Genomic DNA, 16,565 nt, shown 5'->3' with positions numbered 1-16,565 from the left:
CGCTCAGACTGCGGCAGGCTGGTTTGGGTTGAGCTCCTGCTTCTTCACCTTGCCGGTGGCGGTCAACGGCAGCGCCTCGATGAGGCGCACCTCCGGAATCTTGTAGACGGCCATGCGCTCGGCACACCAGGCGCGCAGGTCCTCGGCGGTAATCGTGCCGACCGCCTCCGGCTTGAGCTGGATATAGGCCACAGGCACCTGCCCTTTATCAGGGTCGTCACGCCCGACCACACCGGAGCCGAGCACCTTCGGATGCTGGCCGAGCAGCGCCTCGATTTCAGGCGGAAATACGCTCATGCCCTTGACCTTCAGCATCTCCTTGCGACGGCCGAGGAAGTGCAGGAAACCGTCCTTGTCGATGCTGCCGATGTCGCCTGTGCGCAGCCAGCCATCGATCAGCGACTCCGCAGTTGCCTCCGGCTTGTTCCAGTAGCTCTTGAGCAGCGACGGCGTGCGCACCCGGATCTCGCCCTCCGCGCCGAGCGGCAGCAATGCGCCGGTCTCGAAATCGGTGATCTTGAACTCGGCGCCGGGGACCGGCAGGCCGACGAAGATCGGCTGGTTGTTGAGATCGAAATCGTCGTCCTGGAAACCCGCGGTGAACGTGTTGGAGGTGTGGGTTTCGGTCATTCCCCAGGCCGCTTCCATCAGGATCGTGCCGGTGAGATCCTTCCAGCGCTTGCGATAGTCCGCGTTGAGCTTCTTGACGAAGGAGACGACGCGAACCTGCTTCAGCGACGACAGATCGAACTCGCTCCAGCGAGGATGGTCCATCAGCTCCACAGCGCAATCGACCGGCATCGCCGTGATGGTGACCTTGTACTTGTCGATCGCGGCCATCGCGCCGACGGCGTCCCAGCGGGCCAGCAACACCAGCGTCCCCCCGGCGAACAGCGGGAAGATCAGGCCGGCGTTTTCGCCGGCGATCCAGAACTCCGGAAAGAACGACAGGGAGACGCTGCTCTCATCTGATTGCATCGAGACGCCATAATTCGCGGCGGCCGTATAGACCATGTCGCGATGGGTATGGACGCATCCCTTCGGCATGCCGGTGGTGCCGCCGGTGTAGTTGAGTGCAGCGACCTCATCGAGGCCGGGCGGCGGCAGCCGCACAGGCGCGGGCTGTGCTGCGAGCGCAGGCAGCAGATCGGTCGCGCCTGAGATCGCGATACGGGGCGCCCGGATCGAGTCCGGCGTCGGAAATGTGGGCGTCGAGGGGATGACATCGGCAAGGCTTGTGACGATGATCTCGCGCAGCCGCACCTCGCCCTTGACCTGCTCGACGATTGGGATGAGCTGGTCAAGCGCCACGATCACCTCGGCCTGGGTGTCGTTGAGCTCGTAGGACAGCTCGAATGCGCGAGACAACGGGCTGACGGGAACATGGACCGCGCCGAGCTTCAAAATGCCGAAGAACACGATGTGGAATTGCGGGCAGTTCGGCAGGAAGACGGCGACGCGATCGCCCTGGCGCACGCCCTTGGCCTGCAATAGCGCCGCAAAGCGATCGCTCTGCTCATCGAGATCCGCATAAGTCGTGACGTGCCCGTAAAAGATCACCGCGGGCCGCGCAGGGCTCTGCTTCGCCCACGCGCGGAGATATTCCGTCAAGGGAACTTCGCCGTGCAGATAGTTCGGCAAACGCGGCAGGCCCTTCGGCCAGGCCTTCTCCCACAAGCCGTGCAAGGTGGCGAGGTAGTCCTGTTCGTCGAGACCTGCGCTCATGACGTCTTTCCCGCGTGCTTTTCTTTTCGGGCACAGATGTGCCTTTGACCGACCTCATTACACGTCGAGCACGGCGAACGTCATGTCAAGACAAACAGTTCGTCCGCCTCGAGGGCGATGCCGTGACGCGGAAAAATGCCGAACAGGCTTGCGCGTCAGGCCGCCCGCACGCCCGCCACGAAGGCGCTGACCTCGAGCGATTGCAGCTTCTGGGTCAGCCGCGATCCGGTTCGGCGCTATCCCGCCTGCGCGCGCACGCCGTGGTGACGGTGATACGCACTCGGCGCCGGCCAGGGCCAGCCCTTCAGTGTCGCTGCATCCGGCTCGAAGATTTCGATCTTGAGCGGATGACACGCCGCAACATCGCTGGAATGGGTCGCGCTGCAATCCCCGCCGGGACAGGCCGACAACGCTCCGAGCAGGTCGATCTCCGCGAAGAACTCGATGAAGTCGCCGGGCCGGACCGGACTGGCCTTCATGAAGTACTGGTGCGTGTCGTGAGTGAAGCCGGTGCACATGAAGACGTTGAGCACGTCGTGGACATGGTGCTCCGCCGCGGCGGGATCGACGTTCAATTCGGCGGCAAGCGCGCGCGACAGGTTGGAGTGGCAGCAGAAATCGTAGGCCGCGCCATTCAACAGGAGATTGGTGTAGGGATCGCAGCGCGTACCGATGACGTCGTGAATGCCGGCTCCATCGGCATCGAAACCGTACCAGCCCAACGTGTCGTGACTGATGGTCGCGATCGGCCGCAGATAAGGCATCGTGCTCCAGAGCCGGTCACCGAGGCCGACATGGGTGCCGTGAAGCGCGCGCGTCTTGCCGCTGAAGAAGCGCTCGGCGAGATCATCCGCGTTCCAGAGATTGAGATCGCCGACCTGGGGACCTTCGATGCCGACGATGCGGAAGAACCGGCCGCGCGCCACACGAAAGGCGCGAGCATCGCGTGGCGGCACGATGAGCTCGTGCGTCTTGACCATGGTCCGCCGCGCCGATTCGAGCCTGGCCATGTCGGGCCCGGGCATTGTCCCGGCGGGATAGACGATGGCCGGCTTGGCAGCGCGGCGTAAGGCGGCGTCGGCAGGGACAGGTGAGCTATTCAGGGGCATCGTTGGCCTCGGATTCACACAGCAACGCGACAGCCGGCGGCTGACGTTGGGCGCGATGACTCTATCGCCCCACTTCAACCTGAAGCAACACACCCGTCCATGAGTTCGTCCAGCTCGGCCTTCGAGAGCACCTCGAGCTCGGCGATGAAGACGATCCGCGCGCGCGGCACGCCCGCCGCAGGCGCGTCACCCGGCGCCAGTGTCGCGCGGCCGCCGGCAAACTGGAACACCATCTGACGCCCGGGTTGCTCGATCGCCTCGAACAGGCCCTTTGCGCGCGCCAGCTTCGGCGCGAGCTCGTTGATGGCCTGCTGCAGGCGCCGCAGCGAGAGTGGCCGGTCCGCGGTCCAGCTCAGCGTCTCGAAGCGTTCTTCCGCCGGGCGCTTCGGTCCCGGCTCGCGCGGCACGGGCGCGCGATCGCTCGCAGGAAACAGCAGCGCGGATGGGATCTCGCCGTGCCTGGCGTCGACAACCACGGCCGGGACGCGCTGCGCGCGGATGACCTCGCGCATTCGCATGCCTGCGCCTTGGTCCGCCAGATCCAGCTTGCTCAACGCCACGATATCGGCGACGCGCAGCTGCGAGCGCTGCAGCGCATCCTCCAGGGCCGCCGGCGGCGTCGCCGCGTCCATGACGCAAAGCACGGTTTCCAACGGTGCCTCGCGCAGGATCACGGGGTCCATCAGATTGTGGACGATGTCGGCGGGATCGGCAACCCCGCTGGTTTCGATGACGATGTACTCGGGTCTCGGATCACGCCGCAGCAGCGTCGACAGCGTGCGCAACAGGTCGCTCTGGAGCGAGCAGCAGATGCAGCCGTTGGCAAGGCTGACCACCCCGTCACCCGCGCCTGCGATCAACTCCGCGTCGATGTTGATGGCGCCGAAATCGTTGACGATGGCCGCGATCCGCCGCCCGTCCGCATTCGCGAGCAGATGATTGACGACCGTGGTCTTGCCCGCCCCCAAAAAGCCCGTCACCAGGAGAACAGGGACCGGCATGGATCAGCTTCCGACGACAGGACGGCGCACCGGCCGGCCCGGCCGCGCCGCGACATCAAGCACCCCGTCCTCGATCAGCACCTGGCCGCTGACGACGAGATGCCGGACGCCTTCCGACGGACGGTTCATCGCGGCGAAGGTCGCGCGATCCGAGAGCTTCTCGTAGTCGAACACGACGATGTCGGCATCGGCGTCCTTGGCAAGCCGGCCCTTGGCTCGCATCGCGGGCGTGCTCTGCGACAGTATCTCCGCCGGGATCAGCGCGCATTTGCGCAGGCCCTCCAAAAGCGAGAGCCTTGCGCTCGCGCACCCATTCGCGGATGAATTTCGTGAAGCAGCCGGCCGAGCGCGGATGCGAGGTGGCATCGTCGGGCAACGGCCAGGCGTCGCCCTTGTAGGTGGTGCCGTCCGACAGGGTCCACGGCATCGCGTCGGATGCGATCGCGCCGCCGGGATAGAGCACCGACATGTCGAGGAGTTCGCGATGGTGCGAATTGTTCTCGGTGTCGAGAATGTGCCAGAGCACCAGTGAGGACGGCTCTTCGGCCTGGGCCTTGAGCAGCTCCTCACGGTCGTGGAAGCGATGGCCGTCGGTGACGCGCTGCACGGAATCGTAAGCCGTGCCATTGCGCTCGACGAATTGGGGATCGCTGAAAAAGGCAGCCCCCAGTACGGTCGAGCCGGTGCCGTAAGGATAGGCCTCCACCGTGATCGGCAGGCCCTGCGCCTGCGCCTTTTCGATCAGCACGCGGCAGCGCGCGATGTCGGTCTTGCTCGACGAATTGAAATGGCAGATGTGCATGTGCGCGCCGGTCGCACCGGCATAGCCGATCAGGCGGATATAGGCCTCCACGGCACTCTCTGGGTCGATGCGCGCCATGTAGGCGACGTGGGTGAAGGTCGGCACGTTGTGCTTTGCGGCGAGCTGGCACACCGCGGTCAACTCCTGCACACCGGCGCCCGGCGCATAGGCGTTCAAGATGCCGATGCCGATGCCGCCCTCCTTCAGGCCGCGCGCGAGCCGCTCGATGATTCCGGCGAGTTCCGCATCCGTCGCGATATTGTCCATCCAGCGGCGGTCGCGCATGGCGTTGCCGAATGCCTCGAGCGAACTTTCCACGTTGGAGCCCGTCATCGCGCCGATGCGCGCAAACGCCCAATTGGTGGCGGCGCCGTAGTTCAGTACCCGGCCTCGCCGCGCCTGGCGCTCGTACCAGGAGCCGACCGGCAGCACGCCGGCTTCGAGATCGAGCGTCGTCGTCACGCCATCGAACGCCTGCATGCGGTCGGCGGGGATCGACTGGCCATGGGCGTGCAAATCGATGAAGCCGGGCGCCACCACCAGCCCGGTCGCGTCGATCACGCGCTCGGCGCCGCCGAGCGAGGAGCCGACCGCGGCGATCTTGCCGTCCACCACCGCCACATCGCCAACGGAGTCCATTCCGCTCGCGGGATCCACCACCCGGCCGCCAGAGATCACCAAACCGCTCATACCGTCACTCCGCCAAGCTCATGCCAATGCCCCCAAAGGCCCGGCAGCAGCTTCGGAGGCGGAGACCGGGCGCATCGCGCACGTCCGATGCGCATCAAGGCAGATTCTCTGGTGGACCACCACCACCGCTGAAGCCGATGCAGATTGCTGCATGTCGTGGCCGGGGGCTCCGGCTCTGCTCTTCGCGCTGACCGTTCCGCAAGCCAGGCGTGATCCTGCGCACGCCATCGCGTCCACGGTGCCGCGCTCGCGCAAGTCACAGCGCTTGCTGATCTGCCGTTGTGGCTGCGGAGGCTGCCACCGGAAACGTTCGTGCGTCCGAAGCCAGATCCCAACTAATGGCTTGCGCTGGACGAGCAGGCACCCATCGACGCCGCGATGGATTACCATCGCCGCGCCGGGATCCGCCTGCCGAGGGCGGAAGCGCACGCGAACTTTTACGCCATCGTCGAGAGCCAGATTGCCGATGCCGAGTTGCCAGTGCGAGGCACGGTGGAGCGACTGATGGCAGAGGGGATTGATCGTCATGAAGCCATTCACGCGGTCGGCTCCGTGCTCCGGACAGATGCAGGACTGATCAGCAGTTCAGTGCGGGCGACGCTACCCCCGGCAGGATGTCCGGCGAGGATCCGAATGTGGCTTGTTCGCCGGATGGAGGCTCTGACTGCCGAACAGTGGCGTCGGCCCCGCTGAGCCACGCGCGAGACGCGTTCTCGAAAATGGCGCTCCCTAGGGGAATCGAACCCCTGTTTCAGCCTTGAGAGGGCCGCGTCCTAACCGCTAGACGAAGGGAGCGTGAGGGCTAGCCAATAGCCTCGAAATTTGTCCGCTGCAAGGACCGAACCGCCGTTTTACGGCTCATTGGCAAATTTCAGCTTTCCGGCCGGCCTCAAGGTGTGGGCGTCGAAGGTGCGGATCTCGATGACGCCGCCGATATCGAGCGTGACCAACAGGCGATCGCCGGCAATCCCGGTGGAGACGATTTTGGCCCCCTTCGGCAGCGTCGCGGTGACGTCGCTCCCGGCATCAGGCGCCCTTCCCTCCGACTTGAAAAGGCGGTAGCCCACCGCGATCAGGACGGCGCAGATGGCCAGCGCCGAGGTCAACCCCGCGATCAGCATCATCCGCCGCACCCGCGCAAACAGCGCGGCCTGCTCGGGGCTCGGTTCGGGAACAGCGGTATCAGACGTCGTCATGGAAAGTTTTGGCTCTGCGCAAAGGTTGGAAGTCGTGGTCGAGGGCGACGAGGGCTCGGCCCGGCTCGACCGCGTGCTGGCGGCGCGCCTTCCCGACCTGTCGCGATCAAGGCTGAAAGCCCTGATTTTGGCGGGCGCCGTGAGCCTGAAGGCCGCCGAGGTCCGCGACCCCGCTTATCACGTCAGTTCAGGCGATACGATCATAATCCACGTGCCGGAGGCAGCCCCGCCGGAGCCGAAGGGCGAGGATATCGCCCTCGATATCGTGTTCGAGGACGACGACATCGTCGTCATCAACAAGCCGAAGGGGCTGGTGGTGCACCCAGCCGCCGGCCACGAGACCGGCACGTTGGTGAACGCGCTGATCGCCCATTGCGGTACCTCGCTGTCCGGGATCGGCGGTGTGCGCCGGCCCGGCATCGTGCACCGGCTCGACAAAGACACGACCGGGCTGATGGTGGTCGCCAAGAACGATCTCGCGCACGCCTCGCTCACCGCCCAATTCGCCGACCATGGTCGCACCGGGCCAATGCGGCGAGGCTATATGGCGTTCGCCTGGGGACTGCCCGGCCGCCATCGCGGCACCATCGATGCGCCGATCGACCGCCATCCCCATGCGCGGGAAAAGATGGCGGTGCGGCAGGGCGGCCGCGAAGCGGTGACGCATTGGGAGCTTTTGCAGAGTTTTACCGGGCGCGATGGCAAGCCGGTCGCGGCGCTGCTCGCATGCGAGCTCGAGACCGGAAGGACCCACCAGATCCGCGTCCACCTCGCCCATATCGGCCATCCCCTGATGGGCGACGCCGTCTATGGCCCGCATTTCAAGACCAAGGCGAACCAGCTGGGCCAGGAGTCGCAAGGGGCCCTGACGGCGCTTGGACGACAAGCCTTGCATGCTTATTTGCTGGTACTAGAGCACCCCCGAACCGGAGAACTTCTTCACTGGGAGGCCGGCTTGCCGGAGGATTTGCTTCTCCTGGAAAGCGTGCTGAAAGCGGCGCTATGACGCAGGGACTTTGAGAAAGTCCTTACCTTACAAAAAGTTATAGCTGCCACACGGGGACGTGACGTCAGCAATCCTTCCCTTTTTGTCCCCTCATGGAGTATATTGCGCCTGCTTTGGAAGTGACCAACTGGAACATCGCAGCTACGACCGGCTTTAACCAAGCGGTCGTCTGCCTGGCCCGCCGCTATCGGGGGCCTGAACCTTGGAGGGCTTCAACATGGCCCGTACCGCTGCTTTGCCGGTCCTTAACGGAGAATCCGGCCTTTCTCGCTACCTCGGCGAAATCCGCAAGTTCCCGATGCTGGAACCCCAGCAGGAATACATGCTCGCCAAGCGCTGGCGTGAACACGATGATCGCGACGCTGCACACCAGCTCGTCACCAGCCATCTCCGGCTCGTGGCCAAGATCGCCATGGGCTATCGCGGCTACGGCTTGCCGATCTCCGAGGTCGTCTCGGAAGGCAACGTCGGCCTGATGCAGGCGGTGAAGCGTTTCGAGCCCGAGAAGGGCTTTCGTCTCGCCACCTACGCGATGTGGTGGATCAAGGCGTCGATTCAAGAGTACATCCTGCGTTCCTGGTCGCTCGTAAAAATGGGCACCACCGCGAACCAGAAGAAGCTGTTCTTCAACCTGCGCAAGGCGAAGAGCAAGATCAACGCGCTGGATGAGGGCGATCTTCGCCCCGACCAGGTGAGGGTCATTGCCAAGCGCCTCGGCGTCACGGATCAGGACGTGATCGACATGAACCGCCGCCTCGGTGGCGACGCGTCGCTCAACGCACCGATCCGCGACGACGGCGAAGCCGGCGAATGGCAGGACTGGCTGGTCGACAATTCGCCCAACCAGGAAGCCATGCTGGCCGAGCACGAGGAATATGACGAACGCCGCGACGCCCTGAACGGCGCCATGGGCGTGCTCAACCCGCGCGAACGCCGCATCTTCGAGGCCCGTCGCCTCGCCGATGAGCCGATGACGCTGGAAGACCTTGCCGCCGAGTTTGGCGTGTCGCGCGAGCGCGTCCGCCAAATCGAGGTCCGCGCCTTCGAGAAGGTGCAGTCCGCAGTCAAGGGCACAATTGCAAAGGCCGAACAGGCCGCGCTGGAAGCCGCGCATTGAGCGTGGCTTTTCGAGCGCCAGATATTGGCGGATCGACGAGACAGGAAAGCCGGCGGCAACGCCGGCTTTTTTGTCGTGTGTGACGAACTGCGGCTTGTTCGCGGGACACGCCGGCGTCTTGAACGTAAGCGACGGGGCAGCCGACCAATGACCAAGCCATATTCGCAGAACGGACACACGCCGTGTCGATCATCCTGCAATCCACCGTCGGCGGCTTTTCCGCCCAGTTCATGCGCAAGCTGCCGCTGCTCGAGCAGGCCATGCGCGATCGCGGGCTCGAGCCCGGCGAGTTCGTGATCTCCAAGGACCATGCCTCGACTTCGACGATTCCCATCATGGAGCCGTTCTTCTTTAATTACTGCGTCTCCTTCGGCGAGGAAGAATTCACCGTCACCGAGCCGAACGACATGGTGTTCCTGGATTACTTCCTCAATCGCGTGCTGGCCTCGGGCGGCCCGCCGGAATTGCCCCGGCAGGCAGGATCGATCCGGCGCTTGTTCGGCTGGATGACGCAGCCGGTATGACGCGCTGTCGTTACTCCCCCCAGGTCCTCGCCAGCGTCGCGAGCCAGCAGCCTTCGCAATAGCGGGCGTCCTTGTAGTCGATCCAGTTGTGGGCATAGACGTGGTCGAGCGGGATGCCGTAGCGCGCGCGCAAGACCTGGACCAGGATCTTCCAGGCCGCGACCTGGGCCGCGGTCGGGCCGATCGTCACATCCGGATAGTTGCCGGCGAACTCGACGCCGATCGAATTGTCGCGCACGACCTGATGATAGGTCACGCTGTTGTCGATGTATTTGTTGTCGTTGCGGTTGGCGCCGTCGGTGTGGGTCGGCACCAGATTGTCCGCGACCGACCAGTAGACCGTGCCGTCGGTCTCGACCCAGACCATTACGCCGCGCCGGGTCGGATTCTTCGACTGCGCCTCGGCGCCGCCACGCGCCGAGCCCGTCGGCCCCTCGGTCTGGTGAACGATGATGTTGCGCCAGGCATGCGCGCTCGCGACATCGCCCCACGGCGAAAGCCAGACGATCTTCAGTCCGGGAAAGTCGGGCGTGCCGGTGCTACGCGCGAGCCTGGCGAGTTCGGCGTCAATTGCATCGGCGGGGGCGATCACAACGAGGGCGGCGAATACCGCCGCGAGCAGGCGAGGCATCATCAGAGGGGTCCAACAACGAACCCCAACCTAGCAGGGTTTACGCGATTTTGCGCGAGACCTCGACGTCACAGGCCGGTTCGGGCGAGAGCGGAGGGGCCGGATCGTAGATCGCAAAATCGTTCTTGCCGTTTTTCTTGGCGTCGTAGAGCGCATGATCGGCGTGAGCGATCAGCCTGTCCGGGAATTGGCTGATGCCGCGGTCCCATTCCGCAACGCCGATCGAGATCGCGATCGGGATGTCGTTGCCGGTGCAGCCGGCGGCGTCCTGGCGGCAGACATCGAGGATACGGCGGGCGATCAGCGCCCCCTCGCGCAAGGAGGAGGACGGCAGCACGACGCAAAACTCGTCGCCACCGGTGCGCGCAAGCATATCGCCGGGCCGCAAGCGCGTCTGCGCCATCAGGGTGAAATGCTGGAGACAGGCATCACCGGCCGCGTGGCCATAGGTGTCGTTGATGGTCTTGAAGCCGTCGAGGTCGATCACCAGCAGCGAAAACGGCTCGCCGCTGCGCTCCGAACGGGCGCATTCCTCGGACAGGCGCTGCAACAGATGCCGACGGTTGGCGACGCCGGTGAGATCGTCGAGCAGAGCGAGGTCAGCAACCTCGTTGCGCAAGCGGTCCATTGCCATCAGCAGGAAGCCGAAATTGAGCGTCATGGTCAGGAACAGCAGCACCAGCACCATGACGGCATGGGCCTGGCTGCCCGCGACCGCCGAGAAATCGCCGCCTAGCGAATTGCCGACCGCACGCGCCACGAAGATCGCAATGATCGTGAGAATGACGATACCGGACAGCCGGGCACCCGGGCTGGCGCGGCCTTCCGGCGGCGACAGCAGCAGACGCAGTGACAGCACCAGCGGCAAGCCCTGCCCGACCGTGTAGCTGAGCATGCGCAGCTGCAGCTGGTCGAAGCCGATCTTGAACAGCGCGACGCCGGCGAGGCTCGCGATTGCAGTCACGGCCATGAGGCGCAGATGGACCGGCCGGTCATAGAAACGCTGAATGCCCATGGCGGCGAGGCAACTCGCCGCGATGATGCCTGCAGCGCCAAACAGAAGCGGCAGCGGAGAATCGATGAACAGGCGGATCAGCGCCGTCATCGCGCCGGCCGCACCGACGAATGCCGACGCCATCCAGTACCGCGCCGCCTCGAATTTCGGATAGGAGCGCGTCACATAAGCCCAGATCAGGCCGAGCGCCGAGAAGTTGACGACGAACACCATCCAAAGCGTTGGTACGTTCAGCATGGCGCGCGCGGCGCGCACATCGTCCCGCCCCCCGTCACCGGCAGAAGTTCGTCCATGACCCGTCCCCGTGTTCTTGCGGAGGATCATGCGCGGGTTGCACTTAACGGAACCTCACTGCGATCGTCGAAAGCGCGCCTTTGGTTTTGGATTCATGAACGCCGCCTCTCGATTATCGGATCGTTAGGCACGTCCGATCACTCGATGCGCGGTCGGGTCACCGCGCCTCGCGATGCGGATTCGCCGGCTAAAATCACCTGAAAATGCATCTGAGCTGTGGATAAGCGGATGACGCAGATGTGACAGCACGGGGCAGCGCCGCGCGAATCTGCTGAGTTTGTCATCGAGGATGTTGCGAGGCTGGCCCTCCGCCGAGCGTTCCTCGTGTCGCGTTTAACCATGAACCCTTGAGAGGATACTATGGCTAAGAAAGCGAAGAAGGCGAAGAAGGCGACGAAGAAAAAGGCCAAGAAGGCCGCGAAGAAGAAGTAGCGCAGCAATTATTTGCCCGGGTGGAGCGTGCTCCGCCCGGGCGTCGGGCAAGGCTGAGAGAATTTGAACATGGCGGGCGCGAGGCCCGCTTTTTTATTGGTTACCGCTCGGCGAAGGCGAGCTTGGCACCCAGCAGCGCGAAACCGGCCGCAAACGAGCGGCGCAGCCAGGCCATCACGGCGGGACGGGAAATGACGCGCTCGCGCACGGATGCCGCGCAGACACCGTAGATGACGAACACCACGAAGGTCATGGCCATGAAGGCGCCGCTCAATTCCAGCATCCGCGCCAGCACATGCGTCTCGTCCACCGCGATGAACTGCGGCAGGAAGGCGAGGAAGAAGATCGAGAGCTTCGGGTTGAGAATGTTGATCAGAAAGCCCGTGACGATGACGCGGCCGCTCGAACGCTCCTTGATCCCAGCATCGACCGCAAGCGCACCGGTTTCACGCAGCGCCTGCCAGGACATGTAGAGCAGATAAGCGACGCCGCACCATTTCAGGGCAGCGAAGGCGAGCGCACTGGTGTGCAGCACGGCGGCCAAGCCAAGCATCGCAGCACAGATGTGCGGCACGATCCCGAGCGTGCAGCCGAACGCTGCGGCCATGCTGGCGCGGGAGCCGCGCGTCAACGCCGCAGCCAGCGTGTAGAGCACGCCGGTGCCGGGCGATGCGACGACGATCAGCGAGGTGAGCAGGAAGGACCAGGACATGCCTCGTCCTTATCATTCACGGCGCTTACGGAGAAGTCACGACGCGGTCAGCGAGGCGCGAACACGCCTCAGTTCAGCTGGGCGATCTCGGCTTCCCGCAGCACGTCGAGCGGCGCCCATGGCTTGGCCCAGAACTTGGCGCCGTCGGGCAATGGCTGGACCAGAGGACGGCCCGAGGTGACGACGACATCGAGCTTCGGATTGCGCCCCTTGGCGACGTGGGCCAGCTCGACGCCGCTCATGCGGCCGGCGAGCTGCACGTCGGTCAACATCAGGCAGAGCGCGCCGGCGTTCTTGTCCAGCACGAGCTCGGCGGCTTCCGCGCTTTCGCACTGGATGACCTGATACCCGCTTTCCTCGAGGAGGAGACACAGCATCTCCCGCTGCTTGGCGTCGTCCTCAACGATCAACGCGGTCGCTTGAAATGGTTGTGCCTGTCCCATGGGGCTGCTCCAGATGTTCGCATCCTCGTAAGTGTGGTGGGTTAAGGACGGAAGGTGCGATATGGTTCGGTTCCAATCCGAAGAAAAGTAAATCCTGGTTCCCAGCGCGGCCTTGACGGCAGGCATCAATCACGATGATCGGCTCGGTCGTGCGCCGACATCTGTTACTGCCCCATCAGCCGGTCGGCAAAATACCCGATCGTCTTGCGATAGATCACCGCCCTGTTCCACTCTCGCATCGCTTCGAAATTGGCGGAGCCTTCCCCATAGGGCTGGCCCATCCTGAAGCCGTTCGTGTGCAGCAGGTTCGCGGTCGAGGCGAGCACGTCGGCGACGCTGTGGCGGAGATCGACATGGCCGTCGCCGTCGAAATCGACGCCGTATTTGATGTAGGACGACGGCAGGAACTGGGTCTGGCCGATCTCGCCGGCATAGGCGCCGATCAGATCGCGCAGCGGCAGGTCGCCGCGCTGCACGATCTTGAGCGCGGCGAGCAGCTCGCCCTGGAACAGCTCGGTGCGGCGGCAATCATGCGCGAGCGTCGTCAGCGTGCGGATCACCGGCAGCTTGCCCATGTCGCCCTTGCCGAAATCGCTCTCCAGCCCCCAGATCGCAACCAGGATCTGCCGGGGCACGCCGAACTGCTGCTCGATGCGCGAGAGCAGCGCGGCATGGCGCTGCAGCAGCGCGCGACCGCCATTGATGCGGCCGGCGCCGACGCGGGTCGAGACATACTGCTCGAAGCTCTTGTTGAAGGTGTAGCGCTGGCGGCGGTCGAAGGCGAGCACGGCGCCATCCTGGGTGATGCCGCTGAATGCCGCGCTGGTCACGCCCGCCGAGACGCCGGCGGCCTGCGCCTCCGCAGCCATGCCGGCGACGAAGCTGTTGAAGTCGCCGCCGCAACGTGCGGCCTCGGCCGGCCCGCCGACGAGACAAACGACGGCGGCGGCGGCGACAAGCGATCTCAACATGCCGAAAATTCCTCATGCGCGGGCGTGAACAGCTGGTGATCATGCCCGGGAACGGGAGTCGCGTCAAAGCGACACAGGACCGATCATATCTGATCCCGCGATCAACGACGCCGAAACCAAAGCCGAAAAACAACCCCATGCACAGTAGGAGCACGACAGATCAGCGCCTGCGCTTTTTCCGAATCACGCTTGACCCGTCGGGCAAAACAGCGGTATTGTGCTGGCATCGCAGACTCCGGCGTTGGCGCCTGCCCGCGCCGCGTCCGGAACAGCATCGTGCATCCACCATCATGCCGACGACACGGGGATTCCGCTGCGCAAGGTCGCGGCCCCGCAACTCGGCCACCACGCGCGCCTTCTCGCTGCGCCTCCAGAGCGCGGCAGGATGAACAAACGATTTCGACATCTCGAACATCTGCTTTTCGAAATTGCGGGAACCCACCATGACATCTGCCGCATCTGATGCGCCGCTGCGACATCATGGCCACAACGATTTGCCTTGCCATGCCACAGCGCAAGCGATATTCTTCTATCTCAGGTTGTTGCCCTGCCAGCCCCGGGCGACGCCGACGACCGAAATAAACGGCGGGCTTTATGGCCCGCCGTTTATCGAGGCGAAGGCCGATCGCGGCACGTTCGGCCGCTCCCAAAAACAAGCGCAATCAGGCGGTTGCACGGCCAGCCCACCGGCGCGTCTGCCGCAACGCGGATTCCGACATCCGCGCGAAGTCATTTGACTGCGGCGCCCTGATCGACGACAAGCCGCCATGGCCAAAAAACCCGGAACCAATCCGAAGGGCGAGTTCGCCTTTTTCAACGTCGTCTACGAAGACGGCTCCCAACGCTCCAACCGCCGCGTGCCCTCCGAGCTGCTTGGCGGCCCCGACGGCGACGAACCCGCGCGCAACTACATCATGGAGCAGGACCGCGAGATCGCGGAAAAGAGCGGACGACCGGCCCTTGAGATCGAGCGGATCGAGCGGGTCGGGGCGAAGAAGAAGTAGGCTTCGGCCCTATCCGCGTCATTGCGGGTTAAGCTAGGCCGATCCGCACTTGATGTAACGAAATCCATAGACGCGCTTGTAGAGATGGACGGCCGAGCAGACCGGATTTGCTCAACCTGAGTTCTTTCGCATTTTTGACCCACACCGGACTCTGGAGCCGGCCGCTATGGAGTGTAACGAGGGTTCATGTCCCTAAGCCGCCCGAACTGAACTTAGGAATCTGCCGACCTCCAGCTTCAGCCGATTGCTGTCATGCGAGAGCGACTGGGCAGCCGACAACAGCTGAGACGACGCCGAACCTGTTTCGTTCGCCCCTTGCTGCACGTCGGTGATGTGGGTCGAGACACTGTGCGTGCCCTCAGCGGCGTGCTGCACGTTCCGCGAAATTTCCTGCGTGGCAGCACCTTGCTCTTCAACCGCCGCAGCAATAGTCGATGAGATTTCGGAAAGCCGCTCGATAGTTCCGCTGATTTGCCGGATCGCGGCAACCGATTCGTCAGTTGCGCCCTGGATGGACGTAATTTGCTGACCGATTTCTCCAGTCGCCTTTGCAGTCTGTTCCGCAAGCGCTTTTACCTCGGAGGCCACAACAGCAAAGCCGCGTCCGGCATCGCCCGCGCGTGCTGCCTCAATGGTAGCATTCAGCGCGAGCAGATTCGTTTGGCCCGCGATTGTGTTGATCAATTCCACGACGTCGCCGATACGAGATGCGGCTTTCGACAGCGTGCCGACGCGTTCATTGGTGGCCCGAGCCTGCTGCACGGCCTCATTGGCGACTCGCGCAGACTCCTGAACTTGTCGGCCTATTTCATTGATTGAGGATGACAGTTCTTCACTTGCCGAAGCAACGGACTGCACATTTGTGGAGGCTTCTTCGGAGGCAGACGCAACCATCGTCGTCAATTTCTGCGATCGCTCGGCAGTTCTTGTCAACGTTGAGGCGGAAGCTTCAAGCTCGGTCGAAGCTGTGGAGACGGTCTCGACGATTTCGCCAACAGCGCTTTCAAAAGCGTCAGCCAACTTGCGCATGTCGCGCTTGCGCTGCTCGGCCGCCGACTTCTCCGCCTCGGCCTGTGCATCCCGCATTCGTTCAGTCTCAATCGCGTTGTCCTTGAAAACCTGAACCGCACCGGCCATCTTGCCGATCTCGTCCTTGCGGTCGGCGCCGTCGATTGCAACGGCCCGGTCGCCGCCTGCCAGTCGCCTCATGACGTCCGTCATCGCCACGATTGGTTTCGAGATGCTGGTGATGATCAGGTATCCCATCAGAGCGCAAAGCGTGGCGGCTAGTGCCAACGCGCCCAAAATCCACGTCCGAGCAGAGCGGTAAACGTCGGCGCCCTTGTCCGCTTCTTTCTTGCCCGCATCCACATTGAAGGCGAGATCATCAGAGAATCCCTTGCGGACGGCCCTGAAATCCTCATTGAGCTTGCCGAGATAGAATTGCGCGGCCTCATCCCGACTCTTCCTCGCCAGCTCGGCGAGCTGCTTGCTGTCTTGCAGATAGGTCGCCCAGGCCCTTTTGAGGGGCTCCACGATAGCCAGTTCGGCCGATGTCGTGACCGTTGGCTCGTATTTCTTCCAGACCTGGTCGAATTCCTGGAGCGTCTCTCCTATGAGGCCTTCCGTGCGAGCCACCTCGCTTGCACTTGACGCGAGGACCAACTGCCCCTGGCGGGCCCGCAGTTGCTCAGCGGATCTGGAGAGCGAGCCAAGCCATCCCGTCGCCGGCAGCCAGTTGTCGCGAACTTCGGCAGCGGAATCATTCACTGACGCAAGTCGATCAATGGCGAAGGCGCCTAGCCCTAGCGCCGTGAGCAGTACGATGGAGAATGCCAAGAGAACCTTGCTTCGGACCGAAATGTCTGAGAGGCGCATGAAACTGACCTACGG

At 63.8% G+C, this 16,565-nt stretch carries 16 protein-coding genes, 1 tRNA gene and 1 pseudogene; 5 read left to right on the top strand and 13 right to left on the bottom strand.

Features of this window, described 5'->3' with window-relative positions; translation table 11 throughout:
* Nucleotides 1–3 precede the first annotated feature (3 nt).
* The 7 genes and pseudogenes from ACVWZ4_RS17810 to ACVWZ4_RS17780 all read right to left on the bottom strand — a co-directional run bounded on the left by ACVWZ4_RS17810 (nucleotide 4) and on the right by ACVWZ4_RS17780 (nucleotide 6,523).
* Entirely contained in the window at nucleotides 4–1,725 is a 1,722-nt protein-coding gene (locus ACVWZ4_RS17810) for an AMP-binding protein (protein ID WP_456740856.1), read from the bottom strand.
* Nucleotides 1,726–1,961: 236 nt separating this feature from the next.
* A complete protein-coding gene (locus ACVWZ4_RS17805) occupies nucleotides 1,962–2,834 on the bottom strand; it encodes an urea carboxylase-associated family protein (RefSeq protein ID WP_456740855.1) in 873 nt (290 codons plus the stop codon).
* A gap of 74 nt (nucleotides 2,835–2,908) precedes the next feature.
* Nucleotides 2,909–3,835, bottom strand: coding sequence for a CobW family GTP-binding protein (locus tag ACVWZ4_RS17800; RefSeq protein ID WP_456740854.1), 927 nt, complete (start codon nucleotides 3,833–3,835; stop codon nucleotides 2,909–2,911).
* Nucleotides 3,836–3,838: 3 nt separating this feature from the next.
* Nucleotides 3,839–5,327: pseudogene (locus ACVWZ4_RS17795) on the bottom strand (amidohydrolase family protein).
* A gap of 18 nt (nucleotides 5,328–5,345) precedes the next feature.
* Nucleotides 5,346–5,855: a hypothetical protein gene (locus tag ACVWZ4_RS17790; protein WP_456763364.1), complete on the bottom strand. Its 510-nt coding sequence runs from the start codon at nucleotides 5,853–5,855 to the stop codon at nucleotides 5,346–5,348.
* Nucleotides 5,856–6,047: 192 nt separating this feature from the next.
* Nucleotides 6,048–6,122: transfer RNA gene (locus tag ACVWZ4_RS17785), tRNA-Glu, on the bottom strand.
* A 56-nt stretch (nucleotides 6,123–6,178) separates the two neighbouring features.
* Nucleotides 6,179–6,523 carry a hypothetical protein gene (locus ACVWZ4_RS17780; RefSeq protein ID WP_456740852.1) on the bottom strand — a complete coding sequence of 115 codons (345 nt, stop codon included), beginning with the start codon at nucleotides 6,521–6,523 and terminating at the stop codon, nucleotides 6,179–6,181.
* Between ACVWZ4_RS17780 and ACVWZ4_RS17775 the strand changes: the two genes are divergently transcribed.
* The 3 genes from ACVWZ4_RS17775 to ACVWZ4_RS17765 all read left to right on the top strand — a co-directional run bounded on the left by ACVWZ4_RS17775 (nucleotide 6,522) and on the right by ACVWZ4_RS17765 (nucleotide 9,170).
* Nucleotides 6,522–7,529, top strand: coding sequence for an RluA family pseudouridine synthase (locus ACVWZ4_RS17775; protein ID WP_456740851.1), 1,008 nt, complete (start codon nucleotides 6,522–6,524; stop codon nucleotides 7,527–7,529). The two genes, ACVWZ4_RS17780 and ACVWZ4_RS17775, sit on opposite strands and share 2 nt — an antisense overlap.
* A 217-nt stretch (nucleotides 7,530–7,746) precedes the next feature.
* Nucleotides 7,747–8,646: an RNA polymerase sigma factor RpoH gene (gene rpoH / locus ACVWZ4_RS17770; RefSeq protein WP_456699525.1), complete on the top strand. Its 900-nt coding sequence runs from the start codon at nucleotides 7,747–7,749 to the stop codon at nucleotides 8,644–8,646.
* A 182-nt stretch (nucleotides 8,647–8,828) separates the two neighbouring features.
* The gene (locus ACVWZ4_RS17765) at nucleotides 8,829–9,170 is read left to right on the top strand and encodes a hypothetical protein (protein WP_456740850.1); all 342 of its coding nucleotides are present in this window, start codon (nucleotides 8,829–8,831) and stop codon (nucleotides 9,168–9,170) included.
* Between the two features lie 10 nt (nucleotides 9,171–9,180).
* Here ACVWZ4_RS17765 and ACVWZ4_RS17760 read toward each other — a convergent pair whose 3' ends face one another.
* From ACVWZ4_RS17760 to ACVWZ4_RS17740, 5 genes are all read right to left on the bottom strand, one after another.
* A complete protein-coding gene (locus ACVWZ4_RS17760) occupies nucleotides 9,181–9,804 on the bottom strand; it encodes a peptidoglycan recognition protein family protein (RefSeq protein ID WP_456740849.1) in 624 nt (207 codons plus the stop codon).
* A 37-nt stretch (nucleotides 9,805–9,841) separates the two neighbouring features.
* On the bottom strand, nucleotides 9,842–11,053 hold the full coding sequence (locus ACVWZ4_RS17755) for a GGDEF domain-containing protein (protein WP_456705081.1): 1,212 nt from the start codon (nucleotides 11,051–11,053) through the stop codon (nucleotides 9,842–9,844).
* A 589-nt stretch (nucleotides 11,054–11,642) separates the two neighbouring features.
* Nucleotides 11,643–12,254 carry a LysE family translocator gene (locus ACVWZ4_RS17750; RefSeq protein ID WP_456699527.1) on the bottom strand — a complete coding sequence of 204 codons (612 nt, stop codon included), beginning with the start codon at nucleotides 12,252–12,254 and terminating at the stop codon, nucleotides 11,643–11,645.
* Nucleotides 12,255–12,322: 68 nt separating this feature from the next.
* Nucleotides 12,323–12,697: a response regulator gene (locus tag ACVWZ4_RS17745; protein ID WP_456699528.1), complete on the bottom strand. Its 375-nt coding sequence runs from the start codon at nucleotides 12,695–12,697 to the stop codon at nucleotides 12,323–12,325.
* A 164-nt stretch (nucleotides 12,698–12,861) separates the two neighbouring features.
* A complete protein-coding gene (locus tag ACVWZ4_RS17740) occupies nucleotides 12,862–13,668 on the bottom strand; it encodes a lytic murein transglycosylase (RefSeq protein WP_456740848.1) in 807 nt (268 codons plus the stop codon).
* Between the two features lie 443 nt (nucleotides 13,669–14,111).
* Between ACVWZ4_RS17740 and ACVWZ4_RS17735 the strand changes: the two genes are divergently transcribed.
* Entirely contained in the window at nucleotides 14,112–14,405 is a 294-nt protein-coding gene (locus ACVWZ4_RS17735) for a hypothetical protein (RefSeq protein ID WP_456740847.1), read from the top strand.
* 30 nt (nucleotides 14,406–14,435) lie between these two features.
* Nucleotides 14,436–14,672 (top strand): hypothetical protein, encoded by a 237-nt coding sequence (locus ACVWZ4_RS17730; RefSeq protein ID WP_456740846.1) that lies wholly within the window; start codon nucleotides 14,436–14,438, stop codon nucleotides 14,670–14,672.
* A gap of 192 nt (nucleotides 14,673–14,864) precedes the next feature.
* Here the strand turns inward: ACVWZ4_RS17730 and ACVWZ4_RS17725 are convergent, their stop codons facing one another.
* Complete coding sequence (locus tag ACVWZ4_RS17725; RefSeq protein ID WP_456699531.1) at nucleotides 14,865–16,550, bottom strand: methyl-accepting chemotaxis protein; 1,686 nt, start codon at nucleotides 16,548–16,550, stop codon at nucleotides 14,865–14,867.
* Between the last annotated feature and the right edge of the window lie 15 nt (nucleotides 16,551–16,565).

The organism is Bradyrhizobium sp. USDA 4472 (assembly GCF_054058595.1).
The sequence above is the reverse complement of the archived record's forward strand: the minus strand, read 5'-3'. Positions and strand labels throughout refer to the sequence as shown.

Coding starts and splice junctions, on each gene's coding strand:
- ACVWZ4_RS17735 (WP_456740847.1), top strand. CDS start 14,112: ATGACATCTGCCGCATCTGATGCGCCGCTGCGACATCATGGCCACAAC.
- ACVWZ4_RS17730 (WP_456740846.1), top strand. CDS start 14,436: ATGGCCAAAAAACCCGGAACCAATCCGAAGGGCGAGTTCGCCTTTTTC.
- ACVWZ4_RS17800 (WP_456740854.1), bottom strand. CDS start 3,835: ATGCCGGTCCCTGTTCTCCTGGTGACGGGCTTTTTGGGGGCGGGCAAG.
- ACVWZ4_RS17750 (WP_456699527.1), bottom strand. CDS start 12,254: ATGTCCTGGTCCTTCCTGCTCACCTCGCTGATCGTCGTCGCATCGCCC.
- ACVWZ4_RS17760 (WP_456740849.1), bottom strand. CDS start 9,804: ATGATGCCTCGCCTGCTCGCGGCGGTATTCGCCGCCCTCGTTGTGATC.
- ACVWZ4_RS17790 (WP_456763364.1), bottom strand. CDS start 5,855: ATGACGATCAATCCCCTCTGCCATCAGTCGCTCCACCGTGCCTCGCAC.
- ACVWZ4_RS17740 (WP_456740848.1), bottom strand. CDS start 13,668: ATGTTGAGATCGCTTGTCGCCGCCGCCGCCGTCGTTTGTCTCGTCGGC.
- rpoH (WP_456699525.1), top strand. CDS start 7,747: ATGGCCCGTACCGCTGCTTTGCCGGTCCTTAACGGAGAATCCGGCCTT.
- ACVWZ4_RS17755 (WP_456705081.1), bottom strand. CDS start 11,053: ATGCTGAACGTACCAACGCTTTGGATGGTGTTCGTCGTCAACTTCTCG.
- ACVWZ4_RS17745 (WP_456699528.1), bottom strand. CDS start 12,697: ATGGGACAGGCACAACCATTTCAAGCGACCGCGTTGATCGTTGAGGAC.
- ACVWZ4_RS17810 (WP_456740856.1), bottom strand. CDS start 1,725: ATGAGCGCAGGTCTCGACGAACAGGACTACCTCGCCACCTTGCACGGC.
- ACVWZ4_RS17780 (WP_456740852.1), bottom strand. CDS start 6,523: ATGACGACGTCTGATACCGCTGTTCCCGAACCGAGCCCCGAGCAGGCC.
- ACVWZ4_RS17805 (WP_456740855.1), bottom strand. CDS start 2,834: ATGCCCCTGAATAGCTCACCTGTCCCTGCCGACGCCGCCTTACGCCGC.
- ACVWZ4_RS17775 (WP_456740851.1), top strand. CDS start 6,522: ATGGAAAGTTTTGGCTCTGCGCAAAGGTTGGAAGTCGTGGTCGAGGGC.
- ACVWZ4_RS17725 (WP_456699531.1), bottom strand. CDS start 16,550: ATGCGCCTCTCAGACATTTCGGTCCGAAGCAAGGTTCTCTTGGCATTC.